Raw genomic sequence first — 13,515 nt, forward strand, 5'->3', positions numbered from 1 at the left:
GGAAAGCCAGACATGGCCATGGACGTCATCTCCGTCATCCGCACCAAGCGGGACCGCGGTGAACTCAGCGGCGAGCAGATCGACTGGGTCATCGACGCGTACACCCGCGGCGAGGTGGCCGACGAGCAGATGTCGGCCCTCGCGATGGCGATCCTGCTCAACGGCATGAACCGCGGCGAGATCGCCCGCTGGACGGCCGCGATGATCGCCTCCGGCGAGCGCATGGACTTCTCGTCCCTGTCCCGCCCGACCGCCGACAAGCACTCCACCGGTGGCGTCGGCGACAAGATCACCCTTCCGCTCGCGCCCCTGGTGGCGGCGTGCGGCGCGGCCGTCCCGCAGCTCTCCGGACGGGGCCTCGGCCACACCGGCGGCACCCTGGACAAGCTGGAGTCGATCCCCGGCTGGCGCGCGCTGCTGTCCAACGACGAGATGCTGAACGTCCTGGACGGCGTCGGCGCGGTGATCTGCGCGGCCGGCGACGGCCTCGCGCCCGCCGACAAGAAGCTGTACGCCCTGCGCGACGTGACCGGCACGGTGGAGGCGATCCCGCTGATCGCGTCCTCCATCATGTCGAAGAAGATCGCCGAGGGCACCGGCTCGCTGGTCCTGGACGTGAAGGTGGGCAGTGGCGCCTTCATGAAGACGATCGAGGACGCCCGCGAGCTGGCCTCCACGATGGTCGGCCTCGGCACCGACCACGGCGTGCGGACGGTCGCCCTGCTGACGGACATGGCCACCCCGCTCGGCCTCACCGCGGGCAACGCCCTGGAGGTCCGCGAGTCCGTCGAGGTCCTGGCCGGCGGCGGCCCCTCCGACGTCGTCGAGCTGACCCTCGCCCTGGCCCGCGAGATGCTCGACGCGGCGGGCCTGCCGGACGCCGACCCGGCGAAGGCCCTGGCCGACGGCTCCGCGATGGACGTCTGGCGCCGCATGATCGCGGCCCAGGGCGGCGACCCGGACGCGGCCCTGCCCACGTCGAAGGAGCAGCACGTGGTGAAGGCCGCCTCCTCGGGCGTCCTGACCCGCCTCGACGCCTACGACGTCGGCGTCGCCGCCTGGCGCCTCGGCGCGGGCCGGGCTCGCAAGGAGGACCCGGTGCAGGCCGCCGCGGGCGTCGAACTCCACGCCAAGCCCGGCGACACGGTCACCGAGGGCCAGCCCCTGCTGACCCTCCACACGGACACCCCGGACCGCTTCGCGTACGCGCTCGCGGCCGTGGAGGGCTCGTACGACATCGCGCCGGCGGGCACGGACTTCACCGCCTCGCCGGTGGTGCGGGAACGTATCGCCTGACCAGGGGTTTCCTCGATCGGGTGAACGGGACCGGTAGACCACTGCCGGTCCCGTTCGGCATGCTGGGATCGGTGACGCACCGATAGGAGAACCGCCATGAGCGCACTCACCGTGAGCCAGGAGCCCGAGCAGAACTGGGACGACCTCGTCCGGTTCTGGGAGGAGATGGATTGGCCCGAGGGCAGCAAGGTGGAGATCATCGAGGGGATCATCACCGTGTCACCAGCTCCGGGACTGCCTCACAACGTGATCGCTGCACGCATCCAGCGGCGTTTGTATCCGTCCATCCCGGAGGACTGGGAGATCTTCCAGACACTGGCGATCGCCGTCCCGTCCCGCCTTGGAATGCTCATCCCGGACCTCGTGGTCGCGCCGTTGCCGGACCGCACCGAGTCCGACACCCACATCCCCGCCGCTCTCGCCGAACTCGTCGTCGAAGTCACCTCCAAGTCCAACGCCCGGCACGACCGCATCAGCAAGCCCGCCGCCTACGCCACCGCCGGAATCCCCCTCTACCTCCTCATCGACCGCTGGGCCCCCGGCGGACCCACGGCGACGCTCTACGGTGAACCGAAGGGTGATGTCTACCGGGTACTGAGCGCCGCCAAGTTCGGCGATCCCCTGACGCTCCCCGCCCCCTTCGACCTGACCATCGACACCGGCGAGTTCCCCGAGGCCTGAGTCAGCCCAGCACCGTCGCCACCCCCACCAGCACCGGCACGGACACCACCGTCGACACCAGGATCGCGTCCCGGGCCAGGCGCTCGCCCACGCCGTACGTCGACGCGTACGTGTAGAGGTTCTGCGCGGCCGGCAGCGCCGACGTCACCACCACGTCGAGGAGCTGGGCGCCCCGCAGCCCGAAGACCCCCGACGCCAGCGCCCAGGCCACGGCCGGCTGACCCACCGTCTTCAGCGCCACCGCCAGCAGCACCGGCGGCCGGTCCGTGCCGCGCAGCGGCATCGTGGAGCCGCACAGGGAGATGCCGAAGGCCAGCAGCACCGCCGGGACCGACATGTTGCCGATCAGGGTGATGGGGTCCAGGACCGCGGCCGGCACCCGCAGCCCGGTCGCGGCGACCGCGACCCCGGCCAGCGAGCCGAGCGCGATCGGATTGCGCAGCGGTGTCAGCAGCCGGCGTAGCGGCGAGCCCTTGGCGCCCCCGCCCGACAGGTCCAGGATCGTCACCGCCACCGGCGTCACCAGCACCAGCTGGAACAGCAGCACCGGCGCCACCAGCGAGGCGTCGCCCAGCACGTACACGGCGATCGGGATGCCGAGATTGCCGGAGTTCACGTAGCCGGAGCAGAGCGCGCCGATCGTCGTACGGCCCACGCCCCAGCCCCGTACGACGCCCACCGCGGCGAACGCGCCGGCCACCGCCAGCGTCGACAGGGCCGTCACCAGCAGCCGGGTGGAGAAGACCACCGACAGGTCGGCCGTCGCCAGCGTCGTGAACAGCAGGGCGGGTGAGGCCACGTGGAAGGCGAGCTTCGTCAGGACCTCGCGCCCCTGCGGCCCGAGGTGCCCGCGCAGCCCCAGCACATAGCCGACGCCGATCACCACCGCGATCACCGCGAAGCCGGTCAGCACCCCCTGCACGGCGACGCCTCCTCGACCGGGAGGCGGACGGCGTCGGGCAGCGCGGCGGGCGGCGGTATGTGGGGCACATGCCAACCCTCAGGGGCGGGCCGTCCCGAGGTCAACGTGATCTTCGCCGTGCCGGCACCGATGAGTTCCGCCCGGACGCCCGGTCTACCGCACGTGGACGCCGTGACACCCGCCGTACTCGTGCTGCCGGGGCCCGTCTCCCGAGGGGAGACGCCCCGGCTCTGCGACGAGGTGCGCGCGCTGCTGGAAACCACCCGCGCCGGCGTGGTCGTCTGCGACGTCGGCGGGCTGGGGCCGCCCGGACTCGCCGTCGTCGACCTGCTGGCCCGGCTGGAGCTCACCGCCCGGCGGACCGGGGGCCGGATACGCCTGCGCGACCCCGACCCCGCCCTGCACGCCCTACTCGACCTGGTCGGACTCCGCTTCGAGGCGGAGCGGCAGGTCGAACAGCGGGAACCACCGCTTGGTGTCCAGGAAGCAGTGGAACCCGGTGATGCGGCCCTCTGAGATCTCCAGCACCTGGACCGCCCACGGCGCGAAGCCGCCCGCCTCCGGGTCCGGCTTGTAGTGCGCGAAGGCCGGCAGTCCGTTCGCCTCGACCGGCACGAGGCGCGAGCCCGCGCACGCGGAGCCGAGCGTCTCCATGAAGCCGGTGATGTCCGCCGGACCGGCCAGCCACAGGTCGAACGGCGGCATCGTCATGACCGCGTCCTCGTGCAGCAGCGCCGTCAGCGCCGTCATGTCGTACCCCTCGAAGGCCGCGACATAGCGCTCCAGGAGCTTCTGCTGCTCCTCGTCCAGCGGATCGGACACCGCCGCGCCCGCCCCCCGGTCCTGCCGCTCGGCGAGCGTCGTCCGGGCCCGCTGGAGGGCGCTGTTGACCGACGCGACCGTCGTGCCGAGCAGCTCGGCGACCTCGCTCGCCCGCCACGCCAGCACCTCGCGCAGGATCAGCACCGCCCGCTGCTTGGGCGGCAACTGCTGGAGCGCGGCCATGAAGGCGAGCCGCACCGACTCCTTGGCGACCGCGGCCTCCGCCGGATCGGCCGTCGTCGGCAGCACGCGGGCGTCCGGCACCGGCTCCAGCCAGGTGTTGTCCGGGCGCGGCGCCAGGGCCGCCCGCGCGAGCGGCGTCGAGTCCGTCAGGTCCATCGGACGGGCCCGCTTGTTGCCCGCGGTCAGCATGTCCAGGCAGACGTTGGTCGCGATGCGGTACAGCCAGGAGCGGAGACTGGAGCGGCCCTCGAACTTGTCGTAGCTCCGCCAGGCGCGGACCAGGGTGTCCTGCACCGCGTCCTCGGCCTCGAAGGAGGAACCGAGCATCCGGTAGCAGTACCCCGTCAGCTCGACCCGGTGCTTCTCCAGCGCGGAGTCCAGCTCCGGCGCCACGGTGCCGTTGGTCATCGTCCACCCACCCCTGGGCCGCATCCCGTCGTGCGCGTTGTCGCGCCTCGCACTTCGGAAGCTACCGCAGGGGACCGACAATGGCCCGCGGAGTCGGGAAAGGCGCACGCCGGCGCCGTGGCGGGCAGGACCGGCACGCCGGCGCGCGGCGGCCCCGCCCGGCCGTCAGCGCGTCGCGGGCAGGCCGCGCACCGGCGCGCCGGAGCGCACGCCCGCGCTCCGGCGGCGCGCCGCCAGCGACCCGAGGGCGGTGATCCCCACGACGCCCAGCACCGCCAGCAGCCCGACGCCGACCGTCCCGGCCCAGCCGCCGGAGTGGAAGGCCACCGCGCCCACCGTGCTGCCCGCGCTGGAGCCGATGTAGTAGGCGGACTGGTACAGCGCCGACGCCTGGGCCCGGCCGTGCGTGGCCGTCTTGCCCACCGCCGAAGAGGCCACCGCGTGCCCCGCGAAGAAGCCCGCCGTGATCAGCACCAGCCCCAGCAGGACCAGCGGCAGCCAGGGCGCGAGGGACAGCAGCAGGCCCGCCGCCGTCGTGCCGCCGCCCAGGTAGAGCGCCCCGCGGCGGCCGAGCCGGCCCACCAGCCGGCCCGCCGTCGACGCCGAGACCGTACCGACCAGGTACACCAGGAAGATCGAGCCGATGACGCCCTGCGGCAGGGAGAACGGGGCCTCGGTCAGGCGGTAGCCGATCACCGTGTAGACGCCGCCGAACACCGTCATGAACAGCGCGCCGATCGCGTACAGGCGGCGCAGCAGCGGGTCGGCGAGGTGGTCGCGGACCGTGCGGACCAGGACCCGCGGGCGCAGCGAGCCCGCCGTGAAGTGCCGCGGCGCCGGCAGCAGCAGCCGGAAGGCCACCGCGCACGCCACCGCGACCAGGCCGATCACCCCGACGGCGACCCGCCAGCCCCACTCCTGCGCGACCCAGCCGGTGATGACCCGGCCGCTCATGCCGCCGACGCTGTTGCCCGCGACGAACAGGCCGATCGCGGTGACCAGCGCCCGCGGCCGCACCTCCTCCGCCAGGTACGCCGTCGCCGAGGCCGGCAGCCCGGCCAGCGCCGCGCCCTGCACCGCTCGCAGCGCGACGAGCGCCGTCAGCGACGGGGCGAAGGGCACCAGCAGCCCGACGGACACCGCGACGGCCAGCGAAGCCGTCATGACCGTACGCCGCCCGAAGCGCTCCGACAGGGCGCTCATCGGCAGTACGAAGAGGGCCAGGCCGCCCGTCGCGGCGGCCACCGTCCAGCTCGCGTCGCCCGCGCTCACCCCGAGGTCGCCGGAGATCAGCGGCAGCAGGGCCTGGGTGGAGTAGAGGAGCGCGAAGGTCGCGACGCCCGCCAGGAACAGGGCGAGACTCATCCGGCGGTAACCGGGGCCGCCCGGGGTCATGCGTGAGTCGGCGGGATCGGGGGCGGAGGGGACGGAGACGGCGGTCGCGGCGCCCACGGTGGTGGACGCCCCGGTATCGGCGGGAGTCATGCTGCGAAGGTACGAAGCCCTGGACTCATCCGTCCAATGCATGGAATCGTCATAATCGTTCCCATGGTGCATCAGCAGAGCTCACAGGCCCGCCTGTCACCGTCCGGTGACACAGAAGACATCGTCACGCTGCTCGCGCCGCGCCTCGCGCACTTCGCCGGCGTCGCCCGCACCGAGCACGTCACCCGGGCCGCGCAGGAGATGAACGTCCCTCAGTCCACCCTCTCCCGCGCCCTCGTACGCCTCGAGGCGGACCTCGGCGTCGACCTGTTCGTCCGCCGGGGCCGCACCCTCGCGCTGACCCCCGCCGGGCACACCTTCCTCGGCTCGGTCGAACGCGCCCTCGCCGAGATCGGGCGCGCCGCGGAGGAGGTGCGCGCGGACGCCGACCCGGCCACCGGCAAGGTCGCCTTCGGCTTCCTGCACACCATGGGCGCCGAGACCGTACCCGGCCTGCTGCACGCCTTCCGCGCCGACCACCCCCGCGTCCGCTTCAGCCTCGTCCAGAACTACGGCGAGGCCATGCTGGAGCGGCTGCGCGCCGGCGACCTCGACCTCTGCCTGACCTCCCCGGTCCCGGACGCCCCCGACCTGGTCGCCCGCCGCCTGGACGAGCAGAAGCTGCGCCTCGTCGTCCCGGCCGACCATCCGCTGGCCGCCCGCCGGCGCATCCGCCTCGCCGAGGCGGCCGACGAGAACTTCGTGACCCTGGAGCCCGGTTACGGGCTGCGCCGCATCACCGACGACCTCTGCGGGGAGGCCGGCTTCCGGCCGCGGGTGGCCTTCGAGGGGGAGGAGGCGGAGACGCTGCGCGGCCTGGTCGCCGCGGGCCTCGGCGTCGCACTCCTGCCGCCGCCCGCCGTGCCCCGCCCCGGCGTGGTCGAACTGACGGTCACGGCACCGCGCGCGGCCCGCGAGATCGGCGTCGCCTGGCTCGCGGGCCGCACGGACACGCCCCCGGTGGCGGCCTTCAAGAAGTTCCTGCTGTCCAGAAGGGGCCATCTCCTGCCCGGCTGACCGGGCCCTACCGGCGCAGCGACCTGCCGAACCCCGCCGCCAGCGGCATCCGCAGCCCCAGGGGCGGGGGCGCGGCCAGCGCGTCCTCCACCGGCCGCGAGAAGGACTGCCCGAACAGCGCGCCCATCACGAAGTCCTCCGCCAGCGCGACGACCTCGTTCCGGTATTGCCGCAGCCCGTGCCCGTCGGAGTGCACCTCGAACCGGCACACGTCGCGGTTGGCCTTCTTCGCCCGGGACGCCAGCCGGAACGACAGCTCGGGGTCGCAGCGTCCGTCGTTGGTGCCGTGCACGATCAGCACCTGGCGCCCGGCGAGCTGCTTCACCGGTTCGGGGGCCGCCGCCACGTCCTCGTCGGGCAGCCAGGGGGCGATCGCCAGCACGGAGTTGACGGCCTCGTGCCCGCCCGCGCGCAGCGCGGCCCGTCCGCCCATGCCGATGCCGGCGAGGCAGACCGGGACGTCGCCGTAGCGCCGCACGGCCTCGGCGGCGGCCCACTCGGCGTCGCGGGCGAGGTGCGCCTCGGTGCCGTTCCAGCCCCGGTAGCGGTAGTGCACGACGTGCGTGGCCAGGCCCTCGTCCCGGCCCGCCCGGGCCAGCCCGCGCCCCAGCGCGCGTACCGACGCGGACGCCAGCAGCCCGGACGGCCTGCGGTCGGACACCTCGTCGCCACCGGGGAGCAGGAGCACCACACCGCTGACCGCCGTCCGCTCCGGACCGAGCGTTCGCCCCAGCCGGGCCCGACGGGCCGGCGTCGCTTGCTGTCCCATGACAGAACATTCTCAGAAGACGGGGTGCGGCGACCCGTCCCTCGCAGTCACCGTTACATATCGGCGGTTCCGTACACCGATTCGTCGGGAAGTGTCCCCGCCCGCCGGTACTCCCGTCCCCGCCCGGCCGTGGTCCTGCCGCTCTACGCGCGTAGGAGCTAGAGTGCGGAAATGACGAGCCAGAACACCGCGAAGGCCGGCGCGCAGACCGCCGGGAGGACTCCGACACCGGACCAGATCCGCCGGGCGCCGAAGGTTCTGCTGCACGATCACCTCGACGGCGGGCTGCGCCCCGGCACGGTCGTCGAACTCGCCCGCGCCGCCGGATACGAGGATCTCCCCGAGACCGATCCCGGCCGGCTCGGCGCCTGGTTCCGGGAGGCCGCCGACTCCGGATCGCTCGAGCGGTACCTGGAGACCTTCTCCCACACCGTCGGCGTCATGCAGACCCGCGCCGCCCTCGTCCGGGTCGCCGCCGAGTGCGCCGAGGACCTCGCCGAGGACGGCGTCGTCTACGCCGAGGTGCGGTACGCCCCCGAGCAGCACCTGGAGGGCGGGCTGAGCCTCGAAGAGGTCGTCGAGGCCGTCAACGAGGGCTTCCGCGAGGGCGAGCGCCGGGCCCGGGAGAACGGCCACCGCATCCGCGTCGGCGCCCTGCTCACCGCCATGCGGCACGCCGCCCGCTCCCTGGAGATCGCCGAACTCGCCAACCGCTACCGCGACCTCGGTGTCGTCGGCTTCGACATCGCGGGCGCCGAGGCCGGCCACCCGCCCACCCGGCACCTCGACGCCTTCGAGTACCTCAAGCGGGAGAACAACCACTTCACCATCCACGCCGGCGAGGCCTTCGGCCTGCCGTCCATCTGGCAGGCCCTCCAGTGGTGCGGCGCCGACCGGCTCGGACACGGCGTGCGGATCATCGACGACATCACGGTCCACGGGGACGGCACGGTCGAGCTCGGCCGGCTCGCCTCCTACGTACGGGACAAGCGGATCCCGCTGGAGCTGTGCCCCAGTTCCAACCTCCAGACCGGGGCGGCCGACTCGTACGCCGAGCACCCGATCGGCCTGCTGCGCCGGCTGCACTTCCGCGTCACCGTCAACACGGACAACAGGCTGATGTCCCACACGGGTATGAGCCGGGAATTCGAGCACCTTGTCGACGCGTTCGGCTACACGCTCGACGACCTTCAGTGGTTCTCCGTCAATGCGATGAAATCAGCGTTCATTCCTTTCGATGAACGACTGGCCATGATCAATGACGTGATCAAGCCGGGATACGCGGAACTGAAATCCGAATGGCTGTTCCAGCAGGCGGCCTCCACCAGCGGTTCTTCGGAAGAATAGAGGCCGCTCGGCGTCCGGGGAAAACCGGGATGTGGACGGGCGTTCACGACTCGTACGCATTTCGATGTTTGCGGCGGGCGGCCCCGCCTGTTTACGGTCGAGCACCGCTCACATCCCCCGTCATCCATATTCGAGGACGCATTTCATGAAGCAGTCTGCTGTCAAGACCCTCGGCGTCGCCGCCCTCGGTGCCGCCTTCGCCGCCGCCGGGGCGGGGGCGGCCTCGGCCGCCCCGCAGCTCCCGGACGCCGCCGGGACCGTGGACTCCGTCGCCCGCACGCTCCCCACGGAGGCCGTCTCCACCGTGGCACCGGGCACCGGCACCAGGCTGGAGCAGGGACGCCGGATGGCCGGCACGGGTCTGGCCGCCACCCAGCCGGTCGTCGAGCAGACGCTCGGCGGGAAGCCCGCCGACGGCCCGGCCGGCCCGGCCGCGGGCCTCCTCGGCGGACTGCCGACCGCCCGGACCCTGCCCGCCCCGGCCCTGCCCCCGCAGGGCCTGTCCACCCAGGGCGTGCCGGTGAACGGCCTGACGCTGGGCGACTGAGCCCTCCCGCGCCACGCGCCGACGGGGGCGCACCCGCACCGGGTGCGCCCCCGTCGGCATGCCGCGGAGAGGACGGACGAGTCGGCCGGGTGGGCCCGTCACCAGGCCGTCCGGGCCGCCTTCTCCTCCGACGGCAGGAGGATCCACAGGGCGAGGTACAGCAGGAACTGCGGGCCGGGCAGCAGGCAGGACAGGACGAAGATCACCCGCATCGTGGTGGTGGAGGTGCCGAAGCGCCGTGCCAGCGCGGCGCACACTCCGCCGATCATGCGGCCGTGGGTGGGGCGGGCGAGGCGGGACATCGCGGCTCCTTCGTCAGCGTGTCGCGAGGCGGCCGGCCGGCCACCCCTCATCTGCCCTCCACGCTACGGAGACGAACGGAACAAAGCGTCGCTCTACGGGGCGATACCGACCCTGGGAATCGTCGGGGTCCGACCCTGAGCCGGCTCCCCCTGAGGGACGTCCTCCCGATCCCCCGGCTCGGACCTGCGGCGGAGCCGCGCCCGGCCCGCGGGTACGACGGCGAGGTGGGCAAGGGCCACGCCCAGGGTGTTCAGCAGCAGCGAGTCGACGTCCACGACCTGACCGGGCACCCCGGTCTGCAGCAGCTCGATCCCCAACGACAGCAGGGCGCCCGCGGCCACCGTGCGCAGCAGGGACGCCGTGGGCGACACGGTCAGCCGCCCGTTCACCGCGGGCAGCAGCACCCCCAGCGGCGCCAGCAGGGCCAGCGCGCCGCCGAGGGAGCGGGCCGCCGCCGGCCAGCCCAGTGCCAGGTCGGCGCGGATACCGTCGAGCGGGTGCACGTTGGGCGGCAGGACCCACGGCACGTCCAGGGGCCGCAGGGTGTACCAGGCGACGAACGCGAGGTGCGCGACGAGGAGGACACCTCCTGTCGCACGGATGCGGTGCGCGGCGCTGCCGCCGATGAACCCTTGACGCTGCACGCCCCCCTAGACGCGGCCTCCGGCTCGGTCGGTTCCGGCGCCCTCCGCGCGAGGATGAGTCCTGCGCCACACGGGCCCCGGGCCCGGCGTCACCCGCCGGAGACCGCCCGGGACGGCGGCTCGTTGCTGCCCGGCCGGGCGCGGACCTCGTCCGTGCAGGTGTAGCGGCGCGGGGCCCGGTCGTCGGGCCCGGCCAGGATCACGGAACCGTCGCCCTCGGCCGCGGCCGAGTCGGAGAAGGTGCAGACCACCTGGGCGAGGGCGTACGAGGCGAGGTCGCCGGGCGCGATGCCGAGCCGCAGGGTGTCCTCCGGGTCGCCGGGGCGGGGCCCCTTCACGGTGACGCCGGCGCGTATGTCCGTGGTGTACCCGGCCTCCTTCTCCGCGGCCGACGGCGGCGCGGCGAGCTGGTCCAGCAGCCCCTGGGCGATCAGGACCCGGCGCGCGGAGTCCGCGGCGCCGTCCGGGACCCGCACCGTCCGGTCCACGCTCACCAGCGAGGAGCCGCACAGCAGGGAGACCCGCACGGGCAGGCCCGGCGTGGCCCCGGCCGGCCCGTCCGGCTCGGCGAGCGAGCAGCGCACCCGCGACGGCGCGGGGCCGTAGTCCGTCGGCACCTCCGTGGCGCGTATCCCGCACCCGGTGAGCAGCACGGCCAGCACGGCCAGCAGGGGAAGCGCCGGCAGGCGGCGTACGGTCATCAGGCCTGTCCCTTCGCGTCCTTGCCGGGCTCCCGGCCCGCGTCCCCGGTCCCGTCGCCCGCCGGGGCCTCCCCGGCGTCCTCCTCCGCGGGCACCGACGCGTCCTGCGGCAGCCGCAGCGTGAACACCGCGCCGCCCTCGGGGGAGTTCTCGGCGGTGATCCCGCCGCCGTGGATGTGGGCGTTCTCCAGGGCGATGGACAGGCCGAGCCCGCTGCCCTCGGAGCGGGGCCGGGAGGCGCTGGCCTTGTAGAAGCGGTCGAAGACGTGCGGCAGCACGTCCTCGGGGATGCCGGGGCCGTGGTCCCGCACCCGGATGACGATCTCGTCGTCCGCCCGCGTCACCGACACCCGCACCGGCGACCCGCCGTGCTTGAGCGCGTTGCCGACGAGGTTGGCCAGGATGACGTCCAGCCGGCGCGGGTCGAGTCGGGCGTGGATGCCGCGCTCGGCGTCCAGGTCGACGGCGTCCAGCCAGGCGCGGGCGTCCATGCAGGCGGTGATCTGGTCGGCCACGTCGACGTCGTCCAGGACCAGCCGGGCGGTGCCCGCGTCGAAGCGGGTGACCTCCATCAGGTTCTCCACGAGGTCGTTCAGGCGCCGGGTCTCGCTGACCACCAGCCGTACGGCCGGTTCGACCATCGGGTCGATGCCGCCGCCCTCGAACTCCAGCTCGTCCTCCAGCACCTCCGTGACGGCGGTGATGGCCGTCAGCGGCGTCCGCAGCTCGTGGCTCATGTCCGCCACGAAGCGCCGTGAGGCCTGCTCCCGGTCCGCCATGTCCGCGACCCGCTTCTCCAGCGCCTCCGCCGCGCTGTTGAACGTCCGCGAAAGATCCGCCAGTTCGTCGGTGCCCGAGACGCGCAGCCGGGTGTCCAGCCTGCCCTCGCCGAGCCGTCGCGCCGCGACCCCGAGCCGGTGCACCGGCTTCAGCACGGTCGTGGCCAGGGCCTGGGCGAGCAGCGCGGACCCGAGCAGCGCGAGCCCGGTCGCGATGCCCAGCGACCAGGCCAGCGAGTTCAGGTCCTTGGCCTCGGGCTCCAGCGACTTGAACATGTAACCGGTCGGTCCGCCGCCGATCACCTTCGAACCGGCCACGAGATAGGGCGTGCCGTCCTCCACGACCCGCTGCCAGTACAGGTGGTACGGGTACTTGTTGGCCGACGAGACCTTCTGCTCCTTGTTCACCGCGGTGCGCAGCGACTCGGGCACGTCGGACAGCGAGAACCCGCCGAGCCCGCCGGAACTGCCGTACACGGCCTCGCCGTCGGCGTTCAGGGCGACGAGCAGCACCCCGAAGCGCTGACTGCTGCTGGCCATCTGCCCGGCGGTGCGCTGCACCTCGTCCTGCGTGGGGCGCGCGGGCAGCGCACCCGCCCGGTTCCGCATCTCCTGCTCGAAGTCGCGCAGCACGGCGTCCTGGGTACGGGTGAGCACCGCCTCGCGGTTCAGCCAGTACGCGATGCCGGACGCCGACACGGCGGCGGTGAGCGCGACCAGACCGAAGACGAGGACCAGCCGCAGGCGCAGGCTGGTGAGGCGCAGCCGCGAGCGGACTCCCTTGCGCGTCGCGGTCCAGCCGCGCGAGCCCCCCCGGTGTTCCTGTGTCACTGAGGCGGATCCAGCCGGTAGCCGACACCCCGCACGGTACGGATCAGGGTCGGCGACGACGGCACGTCCTCGACCTTGGCGCGCAGCCGCTGCACGCAGGCGTCCACGAGCCGCGAGTCACCGAGGTAGTCGTGCTCCCACACCAGCCGCAGCAGCTGCTGCCGCGACAGCGCCTGCCCCGGCCGCCGGCTCAGCTCGAGCAGCAGCCGCAGCTCGGTCGGGGTGAGCTGGAGGTCCTCGCCGTTCTTCGTCACGGTCATCGCGGACCGGTCGATGACGAGGCTGCCGAAGCTCGCCGAGTCGTTCGACTCCCGCTCCCCGCGCCGCAGCACGGCCCGGATGCGGGCGTCCAGCACGCGGCCCTGCACGGGTTTGACGACGTAGTCGTCGGCGCCCGACTCCAGGCCGACGACCACGTCGATGTCGTCGTTGCGCGCGGTCAGCAGGATGATCGGCAGCTGGTCGGTGCGCCGGATGCGCCGGCACACCTCGAAACCGTCGATGCCGGGCAGCATCACGTCCAGCACGATCAGATCCGGCCGCTGCTCGCGCAGCAGCTTCAGACCGTCCTCACCACTGGCAGCGGTCGCCACGCGGTGACCCTGGCGCGTCAGAGAGAGCTCCAGGGCCGTCCGGATGGCGTCGTCGTCCTCGATCAGCAACAGGGAAGGCACGGGCTCATTCTGGCCCATGGAGGGGCCGGGGTTCGACCCGCGGGCCCGGATGGGGTCCCCACCTGCCGACGGGGCCTGTGAAGGATCCGTGACGCAACCGTGGCCG

The 13,515-nt window shown here is 73.4% G+C and carries 15 protein-coding genes; 6 read left to right on the forward strand and 9 right to left on the reverse strand.

Annotation, left to right across the window (positions count from 1 at the left end; genetic code table 11):
* Window positions 1–18 precede the first annotated feature (18 nt).
* Window positions 19–1,296 carry a thymidine phosphorylase gene (locus AC0VYN_RS04235; protein WP_475536809.1) on the forward strand — a complete coding sequence of 426 codons (1,278 nt, stop codon included), beginning with the start codon at window positions 19–21 and terminating at the stop codon, window positions 1,294–1,296.
* Window positions 1,297–1,392: 96 nt separating this feature from the next.
* Window positions 1,393–1,977 carry a Uma2 family endonuclease gene (locus AC0VYN_RS04240; protein ID WP_475534837.1) on the forward strand — a complete coding sequence of 195 codons (585 nt, stop codon included), beginning with the start codon at window positions 1,393–1,395 and terminating at the stop codon, window positions 1,975–1,977.
* A gap of 1 nt (window position 1,978) precedes the next feature.
* Here the strand turns inward: AC0VYN_RS04240 and AC0VYN_RS04245 are convergent, their stop codons facing one another.
* A complete protein-coding gene (locus tag AC0VYN_RS04245; RefSeq protein WP_475534838.1) occupies window positions 1,979–2,899 on the reverse strand; it encodes an AEC family transporter in 921 nt (306 codons plus the stop codon).
* Window positions 2,900–3,028: 129 nt separating this feature from the next.
* Between AC0VYN_RS04245 and AC0VYN_RS04250 the strand changes: the two genes are divergently transcribed.
* Window positions 3,029–3,415: an STAS domain-containing protein gene (locus tag AC0VYN_RS04250; protein ID WP_475536810.1), complete on the forward strand. Its 387-nt coding sequence runs from the start codon at window positions 3,029–3,031 to the stop codon at window positions 3,413–3,415.
* Here the strand turns inward: AC0VYN_RS04250 and AC0VYN_RS04255 are convergent.
* Together AC0VYN_RS04255 and AC0VYN_RS04260 are read right to left on the reverse strand one after the other, a co-directional pair.
* Entirely contained in the window at window positions 3,308–4,312 is a 1,005-nt protein-coding gene (locus tag AC0VYN_RS04255; RefSeq protein ID WP_475534839.1) for a sigma-70 family RNA polymerase sigma factor, read from the reverse strand. The two genes, AC0VYN_RS04250 and AC0VYN_RS04255, sit on opposite strands and share 108 nt — an antisense overlap.
* A gap of 165 nt (window positions 4,313–4,477) precedes the next feature.
* A complete protein-coding gene (locus tag AC0VYN_RS04260; protein ID WP_475534840.1) occupies window positions 4,478–5,797 on the reverse strand; it encodes an MFS transporter in 1,320 nt (439 codons plus the stop codon).
* Between the two features lie 63 nt (window positions 5,798–5,860).
* Here AC0VYN_RS04260 and AC0VYN_RS04265 point away from each other — a divergent pair, with 63 nt between their 5' ends.
* Complete coding sequence (locus AC0VYN_RS04265) at window positions 5,861–6,814, forward strand: LysR family transcriptional regulator (RefSeq protein WP_475534841.1); 954 nt, start codon at window positions 5,861–5,863, stop codon at window positions 6,812–6,814.
* A gap of 7 nt (window positions 6,815–6,821) precedes the next feature.
* Here the strand turns inward: AC0VYN_RS04265 and AC0VYN_RS04270 are convergent, their stop codons facing one another.
* Entirely contained in the window at window positions 6,822–7,583 is a 762-nt protein-coding gene (locus AC0VYN_RS04270) for a prolyl oligopeptidase family serine peptidase (protein ID WP_475534842.1), read from the reverse strand.
* Window positions 7,584–7,754: 171 nt separating this feature from the next.
* Here AC0VYN_RS04270 and AC0VYN_RS04275 point away from each other — a divergent pair, with 171 nt between their 5' ends.
* Entirely contained in the window at window positions 7,755–8,930 is a 1,176-nt protein-coding gene (locus AC0VYN_RS04275; protein ID WP_475534843.1) for an adenosine deaminase, read from the forward strand.
* 145 nt (window positions 8,931–9,075) lie between these two features.
* Entirely contained in the window at window positions 9,076–9,477 is a 402-nt protein-coding gene (locus AC0VYN_RS04280; RefSeq protein WP_475534844.1) for an ATP-binding protein, read from the forward strand.
* Window positions 9,478–9,575: 98 nt separating this feature from the next.
* On the opposite strand, the gene AC0VYN_RS04285 is transcribed toward AC0VYN_RS04280, so the two are convergent.
* From AC0VYN_RS04285 to afsQ1, 5 genes are all read right to left on the reverse strand, one after another.
* Complete coding sequence (locus AC0VYN_RS04285; protein WP_077796964.1) at window positions 9,576–9,779, reverse strand: PspC domain-containing protein; 204 nt, start codon at window positions 9,777–9,779, stop codon at window positions 9,576–9,578.
* Window positions 9,780–9,872: 93 nt separating this feature from the next.
* A complete protein-coding gene (locus tag AC0VYN_RS04290; RefSeq protein WP_475534845.1) occupies window positions 9,873–10,424 on the reverse strand; it encodes a VanZ family protein in 552 nt (183 codons plus the stop codon).
* Window positions 10,425–10,513: 89 nt separating this feature from the next.
* Window positions 10,514–11,125, reverse strand: coding sequence for a hypothetical protein (locus AC0VYN_RS04295; protein ID WP_475534846.1), 612 nt, complete (start codon window positions 11,123–11,125; stop codon window positions 10,514–10,516).
* Window positions 11,125–12,735, reverse strand: coding sequence for an ATP-binding protein (locus AC0VYN_RS04300; RefSeq protein ID WP_475534847.1), 1,611 nt, complete (start codon window positions 12,733–12,735; stop codon window positions 11,125–11,127). The genes AC0VYN_RS04295 and AC0VYN_RS04300 overlap by 1 nt, the downstream gene beginning before the upstream one ends.
* The gene (afsQ1, locus tag AC0VYN_RS04305) at window positions 12,732–13,409 is read right to left on the reverse strand and encodes a two-component system response regulator AfsQ1 (RefSeq protein WP_385471655.1); all 678 of its coding nucleotides are present in this window, start codon (window positions 13,407–13,409) and stop codon (window positions 12,732–12,734) included. Before afsQ1 ends, AC0VYN_RS04300 begins: the two co-directional genes overlap by 4 nt.
* Window positions 13,410–13,515 lie beyond the last annotated feature (106 nt).

The organism is Streptomyces sp. 63XJN7_1_ISO-PGPR-S23-121 (assembly GCF_056173025.1).

Bases quoted from the DNA above. Each gene is read 5' to 3' on its own strand.
- AC0VYN_RS04240 (WP_475534837.1), top strand. From the start codon at position 1,393: ATGAGCGCACTCACCGTGAGCCAGGAGCCCGAGCAGAACTGGGACGAC.
- AC0VYN_RS04270 (WP_475534842.1), bottom strand. From the start codon at position 7,583: ATGGGACAGCAAGCGACGCCGGCCCGTCGGGCCCGGCTGGGGCGAACG.
- AC0VYN_RS04285 (WP_077796964.1), bottom strand. From the start codon at position 9,779: ATGTCCCGCCTCGCCCGCCCCACCCACGGCCGCATGATCGGCGGAGTG.
- AC0VYN_RS04250 (WP_475536810.1), top strand. From the start codon at position 3,029: ATGAGTTCCGCCCGGACGCCCGGTCTACCGCACGTGGACGCCGTGACA.
- AC0VYN_RS04260 (WP_475534840.1), bottom strand. From the start codon at position 5,797: ATGACTCCCGCCGATACCGGGGCGTCCACCACCGTGGGCGCCGCGACC.
- AC0VYN_RS04235 (WP_475536809.1), top strand. From the start codon at position 19: ATGGACGTCATCTCCGTCATCCGCACCAAGCGGGACCGCGGTGAACTC.
- AC0VYN_RS04255 (WP_475534839.1), bottom strand. From the start codon at position 4,312: ATGACCAACGGCACCGTGGCGCCGGAGCTGGACTCCGCGCTGGAGAAG.
- AC0VYN_RS04295 (WP_475534846.1), bottom strand. From the start codon at position 11,125: ATGACCGTACGCCGCCTGCCGGCGCTTCCCCTGCTGGCCGTGCTGGCC.
- AC0VYN_RS04280 (WP_475534844.1), top strand. From the start codon at position 9,076: ATGAAGCAGTCTGCTGTCAAGACCCTCGGCGTCGCCGCCCTCGGTGCC.
- AC0VYN_RS04265 (WP_475534841.1), top strand. From the start codon at position 5,861: ATGGTGCATCAGCAGAGCTCACAGGCCCGCCTGTCACCGTCCGGTGAC.
- AC0VYN_RS04275 (WP_475534843.1), top strand. From the start codon at position 7,755: ATGACGAGCCAGAACACCGCGAAGGCCGGCGCGCAGACCGCCGGGAGG.